The sequence below is a fragment of the Martinezella lusitana genome (assembly GCF_010668395.1).
In the GTDB taxonomy this organism is placed as follows: domain Bacteria; phylum Pseudomonadota; class Alphaproteobacteria; order Rhizobiales; family Rhizobiaceae; genus Rhizobium; species Rhizobium lusitanum_A.
Genome location: NZ_WUEY01000005.1, coordinates 255,725 through 271,596 on the forward strand (window position 1 = coordinate 255,725; position 15,872 = coordinate 271,596).

Annotated in this window: 15 protein-coding genes; 7 read left to right on the forward strand and 8 right to left on the reverse strand. The window is 62.9% G+C overall.

Annotated elements, in window-relative coordinates; genetic code table 11:
• Positions 1-79: 79 nt before the first annotated feature.
• From GR212_RS14020 to hutI, 4 genes are read right to left on the reverse strand one after another with little or no spacing between them, the layout of a single operon-like run.
• Positions 80-649, reverse strand: a complete 570-nt coding sequence (locus GR212_RS14020) for a HutD/Ves family protein (RefSeq protein ID WP_163987176.1) — start codon at positions 647-649, stop codon at positions 80-82.
• Between the two features lies 1 nt (position 650).
• Complete coding sequence (gene hutU / locus GR212_RS14025; RefSeq protein WP_163987177.1) at positions 651-2,336, reverse strand: urocanate hydratase; 1,686 nt, start codon at positions 2,334-2,336, stop codon at positions 651-653.
• A 1-nt stretch (position 2,337) separates the two neighbouring features.
• A complete protein-coding gene (hutH, locus tag GR212_RS14030) occupies positions 2,338-3,873 on the reverse strand; it encodes a histidine ammonia-lyase (RefSeq protein WP_163987178.1) in 1,536 nt (511 codons plus the stop codon).
• Positions 3,870-5,126 (reverse strand): imidazolonepropionase, encoded by a 1,257-nt coding sequence (gene hutI, locus GR212_RS14035; protein ID WP_163987179.1) that lies wholly within the window; start codon positions 5,124-5,126, stop codon positions 3,870-3,872. The genes hutH and hutI overlap by 4 nt, the downstream gene beginning before the upstream one ends.
• A gap of 101 nt (positions 5,127-5,227) precedes the next feature.
• Here hutI and GR212_RS14040 point away from each other — a divergent pair, with 101 nt between their 5' ends.
• Together GR212_RS14040 and hutC are read left to right on the forward strand one after the other, a co-directional pair.
• Positions 5,228-6,571 (forward strand): formimidoylglutamate deiminase, encoded by a 1,344-nt coding sequence (locus GR212_RS14040; RefSeq protein WP_163987180.1) that lies wholly within the window; start codon positions 5,228-5,230, stop codon positions 6,569-6,571.
• A 79-nt stretch (positions 6,572-6,650) separates the two neighbouring features.
• The gene (gene hutC / locus GR212_RS14045) at positions 6,651-7,370 is read left to right on the forward strand and encodes a histidine utilization repressor (protein WP_163987368.1); all 720 of its coding nucleotides are present in this window, start codon (positions 6,651-6,653) and stop codon (positions 7,368-7,370) included.
• Positions 7,371-7,382: 12 nt separating this feature from the next.
• Here hutC and GR212_RS36820 read toward each other — a convergent pair whose 3' ends face one another.
• The gene (locus GR212_RS36820; RefSeq protein ID WP_204326573.1) at positions 7,383-7,538 is read right to left on the reverse strand and encodes a hypothetical protein; all 156 of its coding nucleotides are present in this window, start codon (positions 7,536-7,538) and stop codon (positions 7,383-7,385) included.
• Between the two features lie 311 nt (positions 7,539-7,849).
• On the opposite strand from GR212_RS36820, the gene GR212_RS14050 reads away from it, so the two are divergent.
• The 3 genes from GR212_RS14050 to GR212_RS14060 all read left to right on the forward strand — a co-directional run bounded on the left by GR212_RS14050 (position 7,850) and on the right by GR212_RS14060 (position 9,196).
• Entirely contained in the window at positions 7,850-8,464 is a 615-nt protein-coding gene (locus GR212_RS14050; RefSeq protein WP_163987181.1) for a hypothetical protein, read from the forward strand.
• Between the two features lie 89 nt (positions 8,465-8,553).
• Positions 8,554-8,787: an AbrB/MazE/SpoVT family DNA-binding domain-containing protein gene (locus GR212_RS14055; RefSeq protein WP_163987182.1), complete on the forward strand. Its 234-nt coding sequence runs from the start codon at positions 8,554-8,556 to the stop codon at positions 8,785-8,787.
• Between the two features lies 1 nt (position 8,788).
• The gene (locus tag GR212_RS14060) at positions 8,789-9,196 is read left to right on the forward strand and encodes a PIN domain-containing protein (protein WP_163987369.1); all 408 of its coding nucleotides are present in this window, start codon (positions 8,789-8,791) and stop codon (positions 9,194-9,196) included.
• Positions 9,197-9,217: 21 nt separating this feature from the next.
• Here GR212_RS14060 and GR212_RS14065 read toward each other — a convergent pair whose 3' ends face one another.
• Together GR212_RS14065 and GR212_RS14070 are read right to left on the reverse strand one after the other, a co-directional pair.
• A complete protein-coding gene (locus GR212_RS14065; protein WP_163987183.1) occupies positions 9,218-12,376 on the reverse strand; it encodes an efflux RND transporter permease subunit in 3,159 nt (1,052 codons plus the stop codon).
• On the reverse strand, positions 12,376-13,545 hold the full coding sequence (locus tag GR212_RS14070) for an efflux RND transporter periplasmic adaptor subunit (protein ID WP_163987184.1): 1,170 nt from the start codon (positions 13,543-13,545) through the stop codon (positions 12,376-12,378). Before GR212_RS14070 ends, GR212_RS14065 begins: the two co-directional genes overlap by 1 nt.
• Before the next feature lie 202 nt (positions 13,546-13,747).
• Between GR212_RS14070 and GR212_RS14075 the strand changes: the two genes are divergently transcribed.
• Positions 13,748-14,371 carry a TetR family transcriptional regulator gene (locus GR212_RS14075; protein WP_163987185.1) on the forward strand — a complete coding sequence of 208 codons (624 nt, stop codon included), beginning with the start codon at positions 13,748-13,750 and terminating at the stop codon, positions 14,369-14,371.
• Here GR212_RS14075 and GR212_RS14080 read toward each other — a convergent pair whose 3' ends face one another.
• Positions 14,372-14,842: an Lrp/AsnC family transcriptional regulator gene (locus GR212_RS14080; RefSeq protein WP_163987186.1), complete on the reverse strand. Its 471-nt coding sequence runs from the start codon at positions 14,840-14,842 to the stop codon at positions 14,372-14,374.
• Positions 14,843-14,992: 150 nt separating this feature from the next.
• On the opposite strand from GR212_RS14080, the gene GR212_RS14085 reads away from it, so the two are divergent.
• Positions 14,993-15,742 carry a tryptophan 2,3-dioxygenase family protein gene (locus tag GR212_RS14085; RefSeq protein ID WP_163987187.1) on the forward strand — a complete coding sequence of 250 codons (750 nt, stop codon included), beginning with the start codon at positions 14,993-14,995 and terminating at the stop codon, positions 15,740-15,742.
• Positions 15,743-15,872: the final 130 nt, after the last annotated feature.

Consider the following 15,872-nt stretch of genomic DNA (forward strand, 5'->3'; position numbering starts at 1 on the left):
TTCGACCGGCGCTATTCAGACATCTGCAACATAGCGATGGCCTTCTATCGCGCGCATCGCTTCGGCTGGTTATCCCCGCCTAGCGTAGACGATTGGCCTGAATATCGATCTGAAACAGCTCCGCTTTTCCGGAGACGCTTGTTTCCTGTCCGCCTGCGTCCAGAAGAAGGCAATCCAGTGCCGAAAGCGAAAGCTTGGCGATTTCAGCGTGACCACGATGACAAAGGATAAGGGTCACGCCTCGCCGGGAAGCAAGACTGACAGTTCCGTCAACGGAAACGCGCCGCACGGAATGCGTGAAGCGGCCTCGCCGCGTCATGACGTTGAGATCGGTGATCGTCCCGTCGATCAAAGTGGCCGACGTCGGGGCATCGGCCGCAAAGGGAAGCGGCGCGCTTGCCTGTGTCAGGCGCTCGGGCGCGCGGCCTTCGATGAAGAGGGTCATGCCCTCTCCCTCCAGAATGGATAGTGTGCGATCGATGCCCGGAAAGACCGAAAACGGCCCGTCCGAGGCAACGGTCGCCATGCTGACGCGCCAGTCGAATTCGGCAAGCCCTGCGCCGTCGGGCGAAACGGCGATCTCCACCGTTTCCCCGCCACCGTTTTTCCAGGGCATGCGCTTGTGGTCACTGGCGCGTAGCAGCTTCATCTTAGTTCCCCAGGATAGCCGGCAGGCGCAGGCCCTGCTGCTTTGCCCAGTCGAGGGCGATGTCGTAGCCGGCATCGGCATGACGCATGACGCCGGTTGCCGGGTCGTTCCACAGAACGCGCTCCAGACGGCGGGCCGCATCATCGGTGCCGTCGGCGCAGATGACCATGCCCGAGTGCTGGCTGAAGCCCATGCCGACGCCGCCGCCGTGGTGCAGCGATACCCAGGTCGCGCCCGAGGCGGTGTTGAGCAGCGCGTTCAAGAGCGGCCAGTCGGAAACGGCATCCGAGCCGTCCTTCATGGCTTCGGTTTCGCGGTTCGGCGAAGCGACTGAGCCGGAGTCGAGATGGTCACGGCCGATGACGACGGGCGCCTTCAGCTCGCCGTTCCTGACCATTTCGTTGAAGGCCAGGCCAAGGCGGTGACGATCGCCGAGACCGACCCAGCAAATGCGCGCCGGCAGGCCCTGGAAGGCGATGCGCTCGCGCGCCATGTCCAGCCAGTTGTGCAGGTGGGTGTTGCCGGGGGTGAGTTCCTTCACCTTGGCGTCGGTCTTGTAGATATCCTCCGGATCGCCCGAGAGAGCAGCCCAGCGGAAGGGGCCGATGCCGCGGCAGAACAGCGGACGGATGTAAGCCGGCACGAAGCCCGGGAAAGCGAAGGCGTTTTCAAAGCCTTCGTCCTTGGCGACCTGGCGGATGTTGTTGCCGTAGTCGAGCGTCGGAACGCCGGCGTTCCAGAAGTCGACCATGGCTTCGACATGCACCTTCATCGAGGCGCGGGCGGCAGCCTCGACGGCCTTCGGATCGCTTTCGCGCTTGGCCTTGTGCTCGGCCACCGTCCAACCGGCCGGCAGATAGCCGTTCAGCGGGTCGTGAGCGGAAGTCTGGTCGGTGACGATATCCGGACGTGGACCGCCAGCCTTCATGCGCTTCACCAGTTCGGGGAAGATTTCAGCGGCATTGCCGAGCAGGCCGACAGACTTGGCTTCGCCGGCCTTCGTCCACTTGTCGATCAGGGCAAGCGCTTCGTCGAGCGTCTTTGCCTTTTCATCGACATAGCGGGTGCGCAGGCGGAAATCGATGCGGGTTTCGTCGCTCTCGACGGCGAGGCAGCAGGCGCCGGCCATGACGGCTGCCAGTGGCTGTGCGCCGCCCATGCCGCCAAGGCCGCCGGTCAGGATCCACTTGCCCTTGAGGTTGCCGTCATAATGCTGGCGGCCGGCTTCCACGAAGGTTTCGTAGGTGCCCTGCACGATGCCCTGCGTGCCGATATAGATCCACGAGCCGGCCGTCATCTGGCCGTACATGGCAAGGCCCTTCTTATCCAGCTCGTTGAAGTGATCCCACGTTGCCCAGTGCGGCACGAGGTTCGAGTTGGCGATGAGCACGCGCGGCGCATCCTTATGGGTGCGGAACACGGCGACCGGCTTGCCCGACTGCACGAGCAGCGTCTCGTCTTCGTTGAGCGTCTTCAGCGTCGCGGCGATACGGTCGAAATCGTCCCAGGTGCGGGCGGCGCGGCCGATACCGCCGTAAACGACCAGCTCGTTCGGGTTTTCGGCGACGTCCGGATCGAGGTTGTTCATCAGCATGCGCAGCGGCGCTTCGGTCAACCAGCTCTTGGCGTTGAGTTCCGGGCCGCGGGGTGCGCGGATTTCGCGAATGTTATGGCGTGGGTTGGTCATGTCACATCTCCAAAGAGGGCAGGATGTCGGTTGAAATCGAGGCATTGAGTGCGCCGGAAGCGATCAGCTCGCCGGCGGCTTTCAGGTCGTTTGCCATGTAGCGGTCTTCGTCCAGCGAAGGCACGGCCGCACGGATCGCGGATATGGCGAGCGTCAATTCCGGGCTGGTCGTCAGCGGCGCGCGCAGCTCGACACCCTGGGCAGCCGTCAGCGCCTCGATGCCGATGATGTTGAAGAGGTTTTCGGTCATGCCGAGCAGGCGGCGCGCACCATGGCAGGCCATGGATACGTGGTCCTCCTGATTGGCCGAGGTCGGTGTCGAGTCGACCGAGGCCGGGTGTGACATCTGCTTGTTTTCGGACATCAGCGCAGCCGAGGTCACTTCGGCGATCATCAGGCCGGAATTCAGGCCCGGCTTCTTGGCGAGGAAGGCCGGCAGGCCGTAGCTCAGCGCCGGATCGACGAGCAGCGCGATACGGCGCTGGGCAATTGCGCCGATTTCGCAGACTGCGATGGCGATCTGGTCGGCGGCGAAGGCCACCGGTTCGGCGTGGAAATTACCGCCGGAGACGACGGAATTGTCCGAAAGCACCAGCGGGTTGTCGGTAACGGCGTTGGCTTCGATTTCGAGCGTGCGTCCGACCGAACGCAGGAGGTCGAGGCAGGCGCCGTCCACCTGCGGCTGGCAGCGGATGCAATAGGGATCCTGCACGCGCTCGTCGCCTTCGATATGGCTTTCACGGATCACGGAACCGGCAAGCAGGCCGCGCAGGGCCGATGCGGTATCGATCTGGCCCTGATGGCCGCGCAGCGTGTGAATGTCGGGATGGAACGGTGCCGAAGACCCCATGGCCGCATCCGTCGACATGGCGCCGGTGATAAGGGCTGCCTGAGCGGCGCGATGGGCGCGGAAGAGGCCGGCCAGCGCAAGCCCGGTCGAAACCTGCGTGCCGTTGATCAGCGCCAGCCCTTCCTTGGCGGCAAGCACGACCGGCTTCAGGCCGGCCTTTTCGAGCGCTGCCGCGCCGGAGAGCTGCTCGCCGGCATAGAATGCCTCGCCATGACCCATCATGACGGCGGTCATGTGCGCCAGCGGCGCCAGATCGCCGGACGCGCCGACCGAGCCCTTTTCGGGGATGACCGGCACGACACCCTTTTCAAGCATGGCCTCGATCAGCCGCACCAGCCCCAGCCGCACGCCGGAAGCGCCGCGGCCGAGCGAAACCAGCTTCAGCGACATGATCAGGCGCACGACATTCTCGGGCAGCGGCTGGCCGACGCCGCAGCAATGCGAAAGGATCAGATTGCGCTGAAGGGTGGCGACATCGGCTGCGTCGATCTTGATGGATGCCAGTTTGCCGAAGCCGGTGTTGATGCCGTAGACCGGCGCATTTCCGGCCGCGATTTCGGCGATGCGAGCAGCCGCCTTGGCAATGCCGGCATCGAAGGAAGCATCGAGCCTGGCAGGCTCGCCGGCCCAGTAGATCTCTGCCAACTGCTGCAGCGAAACGGAACCTGGATGGAGAACGATGGTCATCGGTAGAACCTTTTTCCCTTGAAGACATGGGCATGGAGGGGATTGAAGCCGAAGCGGTAGACAAGCTCCGCAAGGCTTTCGACATCCCATATGGCAAAATCAGCCGACTTTCCGGCCTCGAGCGTGCCCGTCTCGGACAGGAGTCCGAGGGCACGCGCGCCTTCGCGCGTCGCGCCGGCGATGCACTCTTCCACGGTCAGGCCGAAGAGCGTCGCGGCCATGTTCATGGTCAGCAGCATCGAAGTCAGCGGCGACGTACCGGGATTGCAATCGGTCGCGACCGCGATCGGCACGCCCGCCTTGCGCAGCGCCTCGACCGGCGGCTTCTGCTTTTCGTGGATGGCATAGAAGGCGCCGGGCAGGAGAACGGCGACGGTGCCGGATGCCGCCATGGCGTTCACGCCATCCTCGTCCAGATATTCGAGATGGTCGGCGGAAAGCGCGCCATAGGAGGCGGCAAGCTTGGTGCCGCCGAGATTGGTGAGCTGCTCCGCATGCAGCTTCACCGGAATGCCGAGCGACTTGGCGAGATCGAAGACGCGAGCAATTTCCGCCGTCGAAAAGGCGATCCCCTCGCAGAAACCGTCGACCGCATCGACAAGCCCTTCCGCGTGCGCCTGTTTCAGGCCGGGCAGCACCACGTCGTTTATATAGTCGCCGTTGCGGCCCTTGTAGTCCGCCGGCGTCGCATGCGCGCCGAGATAGGACGTGACGACGCGAACGGGGCGGATCTCGGCCAGCTTGCGGGCGGCCCGCAGCATCTTGAGTTCGGATTCGACGCTCAGGCCGTAGCCCGACTTCACCTCGACGGTCGTGACGCCTTCGGAAAGCAGCGTGTCGAGGCGCGGCAGCGCGACGGCAACGAGCTCATCCACCGACAGCGCGCGCGTCGCGTTCACGGAGGAGACGATGCCGCCGCCGGCGCGGGCGATCTCTTCATAGCTCGCGCCTTCCAGCCGCATTTCGAATTCACGAGCGCGATTGCCGCCATATATGATATGTGTATGGCAATCCACGAGGCCGGGTGTAACCCAGCGCCCCTCGAGATCGATGCTTTCGGCACCGGCAACATCGGGAAGGTCGGCTTCATTGCCGGCAAAGACGATGCGGCCTTCCCTGGTCAGGATTGCGCCCTTCTCGATCGTGCCGAGCCGGACCTCGCCCTTTTTCAGGGTCGCGAGACGCGCATTGCGCCACACACGGCTGGTAGCCGCGTTTTCCTTGCTATCTTCAGAAAAATTGTTCCCACGCATCAGCTTTACGCCTTTCCTCTCTCGCTCATAATGTATATACATATTCGAAAGGCTGACAAGAGGGATTTTGGACTCTGCGTCCGAAAGAAAAGGGTGAGACCATGACGACACTTCATGCACGCACGGCATTGCTTGGCGACGGATGGCACGAAAATGTGCGATTGACCCTCGAAGGCGGCCGCATCGCCGCCATCGCGACAGGTGTCGCGCCCGAAGGCAGCGACGACAGGCAGGATGTTCTTGTCCCCGCGGTGCCGAACCTGCACAGCCATGCCTTCCAGCACGCCATGGCCGGCCTTGCCGAAGTCCGCGGCCCGGCCAACGACAGCTTCTGGAGCTGGCGCACCGTCATGTACAAGTTCGCCCTGTCGATGAACCCCGATCATGTCGAGGCCGTCGCCGCGCAGCTCTATATGGAGATGCTGGAGGCCGGCTTCTCCCGCGTCGGCGAATTCCACTACCTGCACCACGACAAGGACGGCAGCCCTTACGCCAACATCGCCGAGCTGGCCGAGCGCATCGGCGCCGCCAGCGCCGAAACCGGCATTGCGCTGACGCTGCTGCCCGTTTTCTATGCCCATTCCGGCTTCGGGGGCGCTGCCCCCATCGAAGGCCAGCGGCGCTTCATCAACTCGATCGAAAGCTTCGAGGCGCTGATGGCCGGCTGCCGCACGGTGACGAACCGCCTGCCGGGCGCCGAGCTCGGCATTGCGCCGCACAGCCTGCGCGCCGTCACGCCCGAGGAGCTGGCAAAGCTCGTGCCCATCGCCGGCGACGGACCGATCCATATCCACGTTGCCGAGCAGGTGAAGGAAGTCGAGGACTGCATCGCGTGGTCCGGCGCCCGGCCGGTGCAATGGCTGCTCGATCACGCCCCGGTCGATAGCCGCTGGTGCCTGATCCACGCCACGCACATGACCGAGGATGAAACCCGGCGCATGGCGAGGAGCGGCGCGATCGCCGGCCTCTGCCCGATCACCGAAGCCAATCTCGGCGATGGCGTCTTCCCCGCTCCGCTCTTCCTGGAGGAAGGCGGCCGTTACGGCGTCGGCTCCGATTCCAACATCCTGATTTCGGTCCCGCAGGAGCTGCGGCAACTCGAATATTCGCAACGTCTGGCGCTGCGCGCCCGCAACGTCATCGCCGCCCCTGGCGGGTCGACGGCGCGCATGCTGTTCGACGGCGCCCTGGCGGGCGGCGGCATCGCCCTGAAAGCTCCGGCGGGGCTCGCCGTCGGCAACTATGCCGACATCGTTTCGCTCGATATCAGCGCGGCACCCTACCTTTCCGGCGATCGCATTCTCGATCATTGGACCTTTGCCGGCGGCGTCACGGTCGACGGCGTCTGGACGCTGGGCCAAAAGCAGGTCGCTGGCGGCCGGCATCAGAAGAGAGAGGCGATTTCCGCGCGCTTCCGCAAGGCGATGGCTGAACTCATCGGTTAAAAAGCGCTTTCCCTCCCATCGATTGCCCCCTAAATAACTTGCGGGAAATCCCATGTCTTACACGGAACAGACGGGCGGCATGACGACAGGCAAAGAGGCGACTCTGCATCAGCGTATCCTCAGCGATATCGAGGGCCAGATCGTCTCCGGCGCCTGGCCGCCGGGGCATCGCATTCCGTTCGAAATGGACCTGGCGGAACAATATGACTGCTCGCGCATGACGGTGAACAAGGTGTTGACCCAGCTTGCGCGGGCCGGCCTCATCGAGCGGCGCAAGCGCTCGGGCAGCTTCGTCACCCATCCGCAGGCGCAATCCGCCGTGCTGGAGATCCACGACATCAAGTCGGAGGTCCTGTCGCTCAATCTGCCCTATTCGCACAAGCTGACGAAGCTTGTGAAGCGGAACGGACGGGCCGAGGACGCGCGCAGGCTGCAATATGTCGGCTCGCTTCCGGTGCTGGAGATCACCTGCATTCACTATGCGGGGCCCCGCCCCTTCTGCGTGGAGGATCGCGTCATCAATCTCGATGCCGTGCCGGAGGCCGCGGATGCCGATTTCGCGACATTGCCGCCGGGACCCTGGCTCATCAACCAGGTCCCGTGGAGCACCGCCGAACATCAGATTCGCGCCATCGCCGCAGAAAGCGATGCCGCCGCGAACCTGGATGTCCAGAAGGGCACCGCCTGCCTCGTGGTCGAACGACGCACCTGGAGCGCCGCCGGCCCGATAACCCATGTCCGCCTCACCTATCCGGGCGATCGCCATAGCCTGGTGGCGCGCTTTACGCCATCAAGCTGAAACATGCCGTCGCTATGGCCGCTGCTGAACAGGCTCGGTCTGCATCGGGATAAGGCTGTCGGATTGGCGAAGCGGGTGGTTTGGATTGACGAGCAGAATACTGAGCGCAATCAGAACCAGCGTCAGAATCAACAGGATTCCGATCAATAACGGACGAATCGCGGTCATGTCGTTCCCCAATCTCCCCAGCCCAGCGCAATGCGCGATAGGGAATTCGAGATAACCAGCGCAGTCTACCGGTAAACGTTAAGCAATGCTTGACGTTCCATGAAATAGCCGGCTTTTCCAAGAATTTCTGGCCTCGCTGCTCTCGGCGGCCGTCTCACGCTTGTTTGAATGGCGAATAAGGGAAGCCGCGCATAGGATCGCGGCGCGGATGGCTTCAGGCCCGGCACGCGGCCTGCCATCCATCAGTTCCAAGCTTCGTATCCAAGGCGACCGGCACATCGCGCGGCCGACATTCAAGGGAGACACTGCCCATGCATCGCAAACGTCTGATCGCGGGTGCGCTGACGCTCACCATAGCCATGCTCGCCGCCTCGCAAAGCACTTACGCCGCCGAGCGCGTCAAAGTGCGCGGCACCGTGGAAAGCCTCGATGGCGACACGCTCAAGGTCAAGTCCCGCGACGGCAAGGACGTGACGGTCGCGCTGAAATCCGGCTGGAACGTCGGCGGCGTCGTCCAGGCGGCCGTCGGCGACATCAAGCCCGGCGATTTCGTCGGCATCGCTTCGCAGCCGACCGACAGCGGCATCAACGGCGCCATCGAAGTGGTCATTTTCCCCGTTTCGATGAAGGGAACGGGCGAAGGCGACCGTCCCTGGGATTCCGCGCCGAACGGTTCGATGACCAACGCCACGGTCGCCAACGCCGTGACCTCGGTCAACGGCCCGACCCTGACGCTCACCTACAAGGGTGGCCAGCGCAAGATCAACATTCCGAAGGGCACGCCCGTCGTGACGCTGACGTCGGCGACGAAAGCCGATCTGAAGCCCGGCGCCGGCGTCTTCATCACCGGAGAACGAAATAGCGATTCCACCGTTTCCGCCGACCGCGTCGCCGTCGGCCTCAACGGCACCATGCCGCCGATGTGATCGTCGAGCAGGCCGCTGACGGCTTGGCAGCCTTGAATTCCATCGCCGGGAGTAATACCTTCGCTTAGAGAGTTATTACCGAGGAACGGATGAGCACGACCATAACGGCAAAAGGACAGGTTACGATTCCCAAGGCCGTTCGCGACATGCTTGGGATCGGGCCTGGAAGCCAGGTCGATTTTCGCCGGTTGCCCGATGGCAATATCGTCGTCGTCCCGGTGGATGCGCAAAAGCAGACCAGCCGATTCGCCAAATTCCGTGGTCATGCCGGAAAAGGAATGACCACGGATGAAATCATGGCGTTGACGCGCGGTGACGACTGACGTGATTTTCGTCGATTCCAACATATTGCTGGATATCATTACGAATGATCCTGTGTGGTACGACTGGTCGCTCGCGCAACTCGACGCCGCAAGTCTTCTCGGCCCTTTGTGTATCAATGACGTCGTCTATGCGGAAATTTCCGCGCGCTATGACAGGATCGAAGATCTCGACGACATGCTTGCCGAGACCGGGCTCAGCGTAACGCCGATTCCGCGCGCGGCGCTTTTCCTTGCTGCCAAGGTTTTCGCTCAATACAGGAAATCGGGCGGGACACGCAGTGGCGTCCTGCCCGATTTCTTCATTGGTGCCCATGCGGCCATCAACGGCCTGCCTCTCCTGACGCGCGATACGAGACGCTTCCGGACCTATTTCAGGTCTGTCACGCTCATCAGCCCGCAGGAGAGCTGAGAGAGGACGGAGCAGACAACCCTACTCCGCCGCCTGCGCGTGCGGGCGCTGCTCGATCGCGTCATCCTCGTCGTCTTCCGCCGGCTTCGGCTGCTTCCAGGCGATCAGGCGGTAGAACATCGGGATGAAGAAGGTGGCGATGAAGGTCGCCGCCAGCATGCCGCCGATGACGCCGGTGCCGATGGCATGGCGGCTGGCGGAGCCGGCGCCGCTGCTGATGGCCAGGGGCACGACGCCGAGAATGAAGGCAAGCGAGGTCATCACGATCGGGCGGAAGCGCAGCCGCGCCGCCTCGAGCGCGGCTTCCGCCGCACTCATGCCTTCCTTTCGTTTCAGCACGGCGAACTCGACGATCAGGATGGCGTTCTTCGCCGCCAGGCCGATCAGCGTCACCATGCCGATCTGGAAGTAGACGTCGTTGGTGAGCCCGCGCAGATAGGTGGCAAGCAGCGCGCCGAACAGCGCGAAGGGGATCGCGGTGATGACGGCGAGCGGCAGGCTCCACTTTTCATACTGCGCAGCCAGGATCAGGAACACCATGATGATGCCGAAGACCATTGCCTGCGTGCCGGCGCCGCTGGTCTCCAGTTCCTGATAGGCGGAACCCGTCCAGGCGATCTGGAACCCTTCCGGCAGGGTTTCCGCCGCCACCTGCTGCATGGCCTTGATCGCATCGCCCGACGTATAGCCCGGCGCCGGGTTGCCGGTGATCTTGGCGGCATTGAAGGCATTGTAGCGCTCGAGCTGGTCCGGCCCGATGGTGCGCGTCACCTTGATGAGCGTATCGAGCGGGATCATCTTGCCGCTGTCGGAGCGGACGAAGACTTGGCGCAGATCGTCGGGCGATTCGCGGAACGGCGCTTCCGACTGCAGGTTGACCTGATAGTTGCGGCCATAAAGCGTGAAATCGTTCACGTAGAGGCTGCCGAAGGTCGCCTGCATGGCGTCGAAGACGGAGTTGATCGGCACGCCGAGCGCCTTGGCCTTCTCGCGATCGAGATCGGCGCGGAACTGCGGAACGTTGGTGTCGAGCGTGGTGCGGACACCCGCAAGCTCCGGCCGCTTGGAGGCGGCTGCCACGAGCTTCTGCGCCTGATCGGAAAGCCCCGAGACGCCCTTGCCGCTGCGATCCTGAAGATAGACCTCGAAGCCGCCCGTGGTCGAAAGACCCATGATCGGCGGCGGATTGAAGGCAAGCACCATGGCATCCTTGATGCCCATGTTGGCGCCGATCATCGGGCCGGCGAGATTGCGGGCATCGAGTTCCGGCGTCTTGCGTTCGCTCCAGTCCTTCAGCGTCACGAAGGCAACGCCGGCGCTGCTCTTCAGACCGCCCGACAGAAGGTCGAAACCCGAGACCGCAAAGACGTTTTCGACGCCGGGCAGCTTCTGGGTGTTGACCATCGCCTCGTCCATGACGGCCTGCGTGCGCGTCAGCGACGCGGCCGGCGGCAGGATGGCGATCTGGAATAGCGAACCCTGGTCTTCGTCCGGCACCAGCGATCCCGGCAACGTATAGAAGAGATAGCCCGTCACGCCGAGCAGGCCGGCGACGAGCACGCAGCCGACGATGACGCGCTTCAGGAAGAAGGCGACGCCGGCGGCATAGCCCCGCGTCAACCCGTCGAAGGCCCGGTTGAAGATGCGGAACGGCAGGACCGGTTCATGATGGCCTGGCTTCAGGATCAGCGCGCAGAGCGCCGGCGTCAGCGTCAGCGCCACGATGCCGGACAGGGTGACCGAGATCGCGATGGTGACGGCGAACTGCTTGTACATCTGGCCCGCCAGCCCGCCCATGAAGGAGACCGGAATGAAGACGGCGCAGAGCACGAGCACGATGGCGATGACAGGACCCGTGACCTCGCCCATCGCCTTGATCGCCGCCTTCTTGGGCGACAGCTTCTCCGTCGACATCAGGCGCTCGACGTTTTCGAGCACGACGATGGCGTCGTCGACGACGATACCGATGGCCAGCACCAGGCCGAACAGCGTCAGAAGGTTGATCGAGAAGCCGAGCAGGTACATGCCGGCAAAGGTGCCGACGATCGAGATGGGCACGGCGATGATCGGAATGAGCGTCGCCCGCCAGTTCTGCAGGAAGACGAAAACGACGATGACGACGAGCAGGATCGCTTCGATGAAGGTGTGGATCACCTCCTCGATCGACACCTGGATGAACTTCGTCGTGTCGTAGGGGATCTCATAGGCGACACCCTGCGGGAACGACTTCTGCAGCTCGTCCAGACGCGTCCTGAGCGCCTTCATCGTGTTCAAAGCGTTGGCGCCCGGCTGCAGATAGACGGCGATCGGGATCGCCGGCGTGCCGTTGAGGCTGCTCTGAACCGAATAGCTCTTGGTGCCGAGCTCGATGCGCGCCACGTCCTTCAGCCGCAGCGTTGCGGCATTGGCGGTCGAGCGCAGGATGATTTCGCCGAAGGCATCGACGTCGGGCAGGCGCCCCTGCGTCGTCACGGTATAGGTGAAGGCCTGCGGATTGTTGCTCGGCTGATCGCCGAAACGGCCGGCGGCAAACTGCGAGTTCTGTTCCTGAATGGCCGCCGCGACATCGCTCGGCGTCAGATTGTACTGCGCGAGCTTGTCGGGCCGCAGCCAGATGCGCATCGAATAGTCGATATCGCCGAGCAGGTTGACGTCGCCGACGCCCGGAATGCGCTTGAGATCGTCGACGACGTTGAGCAGCGCATAGTTGCCGACATAGGTGCGGTCATAGCGGCTGTCGGTCGAGTACATGGCGATGAAGCCGAGGATCGACGTCGAGCGCTTGGTGACGACGACGCCAAGGCGCGTCACGTCCTGCGGCAGGGTGGAGACGGCACGCTGCACGCGGTTGTTGACGTTGATCGCAGCCTGGTCCGGATCCGTGCCGAGCGCGAAGGTCACCGTGATCTGCATCGAGCCGCTGTTGGAGTTCGTCGACTGCATGTAGAGCATGTTTTCGACGCCGTTGATCTGCTGCTCGAGCGGCGCGGCGACGGTCTGCGCCACCGTCTCGGCGCTGGCGCCGGGATAGGTCGCGGTGACCACGACCTGCGGCGGCGTCAGCTCCGGATATTGCGCGATCGGCAGGATGCGCAGGCAGACGGCGCCCGCAAGCAGGATGACGATCGAGATCACCGCCGCGAAAACGGGGCGATCGATGAAGAATCTGTTGCCCAACATCAGTTCTGCGCCACCTTTTTCGCGTCCTTGGGCGTTGCGTCCGCAGTCGCCTGTACCGGTGCGCCCGGGCGCACCTTGATGATGCCTTCGGTAATCAGCTTGTCGCCGGCCTTGAGGCCGGAGAGCACCAGCCAGCTGCTGCCGATCTTCTGACCAAGCGTGACCGGATTGACATGCGCCTTGCCGTCCTGGTCGATCGTGTAGACGAACTGACCCTGCGGGCTCTGCATCAGCGCCACTTCGGGGATCGTGATGGCGTTGTCGAGCGAAACGCCCGTCACCTTCGCGCGCACGAACTGGCCCGGCAGCAGGCGGCGGTCGGGATTGTCGACCACGGCGCGGGCCTGCAGCGTACCGGTCGACACGTCGATGGTGGACGAGGTGAAATCGACCATGCCGTCATGATCGTAGGTCGTGCCGTCGCCGAAGGAAATCTTGACGCCGAGATTGGGCGCTTCGCCCTTGGCCTTCTTCATGTCGATCAGCCGGCGCACTTCGGCCGCTTCGGCATCCGAGAAGGAGAAATTGACGTAGACGGGATCGAGCTGCGTGATGCTGGTGAGCAGACCGCTATCGCCCGTCGTGCCGATCAGGCTCCCCTCGGAAACCTGTTCCAGGCTGGTGATGCCGCCGACCGGGGCCGTGACCTGGGTATAGTCGAGATTGAGCTGCGCCGTCTGGACCTGGGCTTGCGCGGCGGCAACCGCCGCTTCCGCCAGCTGCCGGGTCGAAGTCGCATCATCGCGCGCCTTCTGGGTAACGGCGTTCTGGTCGAACAGGGTGATGTTGCGCTTTTCCTCGCGCTGTCCCTGAGCCAACTGAGCCTGGCTTTGCTGCAATTGCGCCTGAGCCTGGGCAAGCGCCGCCTTGTAGGTTGCCGGATCGATGAGGAAGAGCACGTCGCCAGCCTTGACCTCGGCGCCTTCGACAAAGTTTCTTTTCAACAGGATACCGCCCACGCGGGCTCGCACATCGACTTGCCTAAAGGCGGAGATGCGCGCAGCATATTCGTAAGCGAGGGCCACGGTCTGGGGCTTGACGTCGACCACGGTCACCTGTGGCGGCGGCATCTGTCCGGCCTGCTGCGCGAGGGAGGGAGATGCGCAGAAAAAGAGCAGTCCAGCGGCAACGAGACTGTTGCGCAGAAGGGGGGATTTATACGTCGTCATGGGAAAATCACCGCGAGATTCGACATTTTTGTTGCGTCGCAATATACAAACATACATGAATGATTGTAAATATCAAATCGACGTGACTTTTACCTCCGACATCGGAAGCCACATGCCGGCTTCAGATATTATCACGTAAAATCATGTAGATAGACCGAGGCGAAATCCCCCGTTTCGCTCGTGGAAGTTTTTGAGGAGGCGCATGCGCAGAACGAAGGAAGATGCAGCCAAGACCAGGGAGGAAGTCCTCACCGCTGCTGCCGAGATTTTCTATGAGAACGGCGTCAGTGGCTCGAGCCTCGAAAAGATCGCCAAACGCGCCGGCGTAACGCGCGGTGCGATCTACTGGCATTTCAAGGACAAGGCCGAGGTCCTGACCGCGCTGCACAGCGAGATCCGCCTGCCGCAGGAGGCCATCGTCGACTATGCCATCGAGCATGGACACGACGATCCCCTCGGCCTCATCGAGCAAGGCGCCATCGAGGTTCTGCAGATCCTGGCCGAAGACGAACACCAGCAGCGTGTCTTTGCCATCATGATCCTCGGCTGCGAGTTCACGGAGCATCTGACCGACGCGGCCCAGCGGATCGTCACCGCCAATGACGAGATGTTCGGCAAATTGCAGAAGCTGATCGAGATGGCCCATGAGCGCAACACGCTCGGACCGCTATGGACCGTCGATGCCGCCGCCCGCGGCATTCAATGCTCGATGAACGGCCTGCTTGCCGAGTGGCTTCGCTCGGGCAAATCCTTCCCTCTGGTCGATGTCGGCGAGCGGCTCATCCGCGGCCTCGTCGGTTCCATGCGCTGCGGCGACAGCCGATAATTATCCGCCGGCGTGCCGGGTCGCCTCGGCGAGGGAAATGTCCGACTTGATTTCCCGCGTCGACATTGATGTCACGGTGTGACGCACGCCGGGCAGCCGGTTCAGTTCCTGCCGGAGCAGACGATCGAGCGCCGCCATGTCGGTCGCCAGGATATGCAGGAGATAATCGGCCTCGCCCGTGGTGGCGTGACAGCGCCAGATCAGCGGGTGCCGGCGCACGGCGGTTTCGAAAGCGTCGAAGCGCTCCACATCGATCGACACCTGCACGAAGGCTTCCAGCCCGAAGCCAAGGCGGGCCGGGTCGAGAAGCGTCCTGTAACCCCTGATCACCCCCGCTTCCTCCAGCGCCTTCACCCGCTTCCAGCAGGGCGTCTTGCTGAGCCCGACCAGATCGGCAAGCGCCGCAAACGAGATGCGCGCATCGGCCTCCAGCGCGGCAATGATCTTGTGGTCGAGCGCGTCCAATTCCATCGTTCTCTCCAGAGCAGTATTCAGGATCGATCGTACTCTATTTCTCCAATTTTGGATGACAAATAGGAACAATGTTCAAGCCGAAATTTCGTATTCTCGAAAAAGAGCAAACGTGCTTGGCGGCAAGGAGCCGGGATAAAGGGAACGAAGATGCAGAAGGAAGATTATTACGCGCGCATCGAGGCGCCTGAGATGCGCGACTACGGTGTTTATCTGCAATGCGACAAGCTGCTCGCCTGTCAGAAGCCGTTGAGCGGCATGGTCAACGGCGATGAATTGCAGTTTCAGATCGTTCACCAGGTCGAAGAGCTCTGGATGAAGCTCATGGCCTATACGCTGGTCGATGTCATCGACTTCATGGAGAAGCACGAGACGCATCGCGTCGTCACGCTCATGGGCCGCGTGAACCGGATCATGCGCATGATGACGGCCCAGCTCGACCTCCTGGAAACCATGTCGCCAAGGGAATACCAGGAAGTCCGCCTGCAGCTCGGCAATGGCAGCGGCCAGGAATCGCCCGGCTTCAAGTTCCTGCTGCGCATGCCGCCCGACCTCTGGCACGCCTTCAAGGCGCATTATCTCGACGCCCCCGGCCTGACGGTCGCGGACATCTACGATGGGAAATACGATCACGGCGATAGCTATGTGGTTGCCGAAGCGCTGGTGGAATATGACGAGCTGTTCCAGAAATTCCGCGCCAACCACATGTATCTGATCCAGCGCTCCATCGGGCTCGGTTCGAAGTCGCTGAAGGGCCGCCCTGTCGAACTCTTGCAGGCCGGCGCGCGCCATCGCTTCTTCCCCGACCTGTGGGATATCCGCGCCGAGATGACCGATCGCTGGGGCAGCCAGTACGGCGTCGTCCGCGATTCCATTTCCAAGCACGACGCCGCCGAATAGGCGCCGGCCGGAAAACGCCTTCCGCCGCAGCTGAAACGCGGCGGAAGCCCCTTGGCTTATTCAGGCTCAAAGGCAGGCCTGTCATCCGCATCGATGCGGAAAGCGCGACCCGAAGCCCTCGCGATAGAGA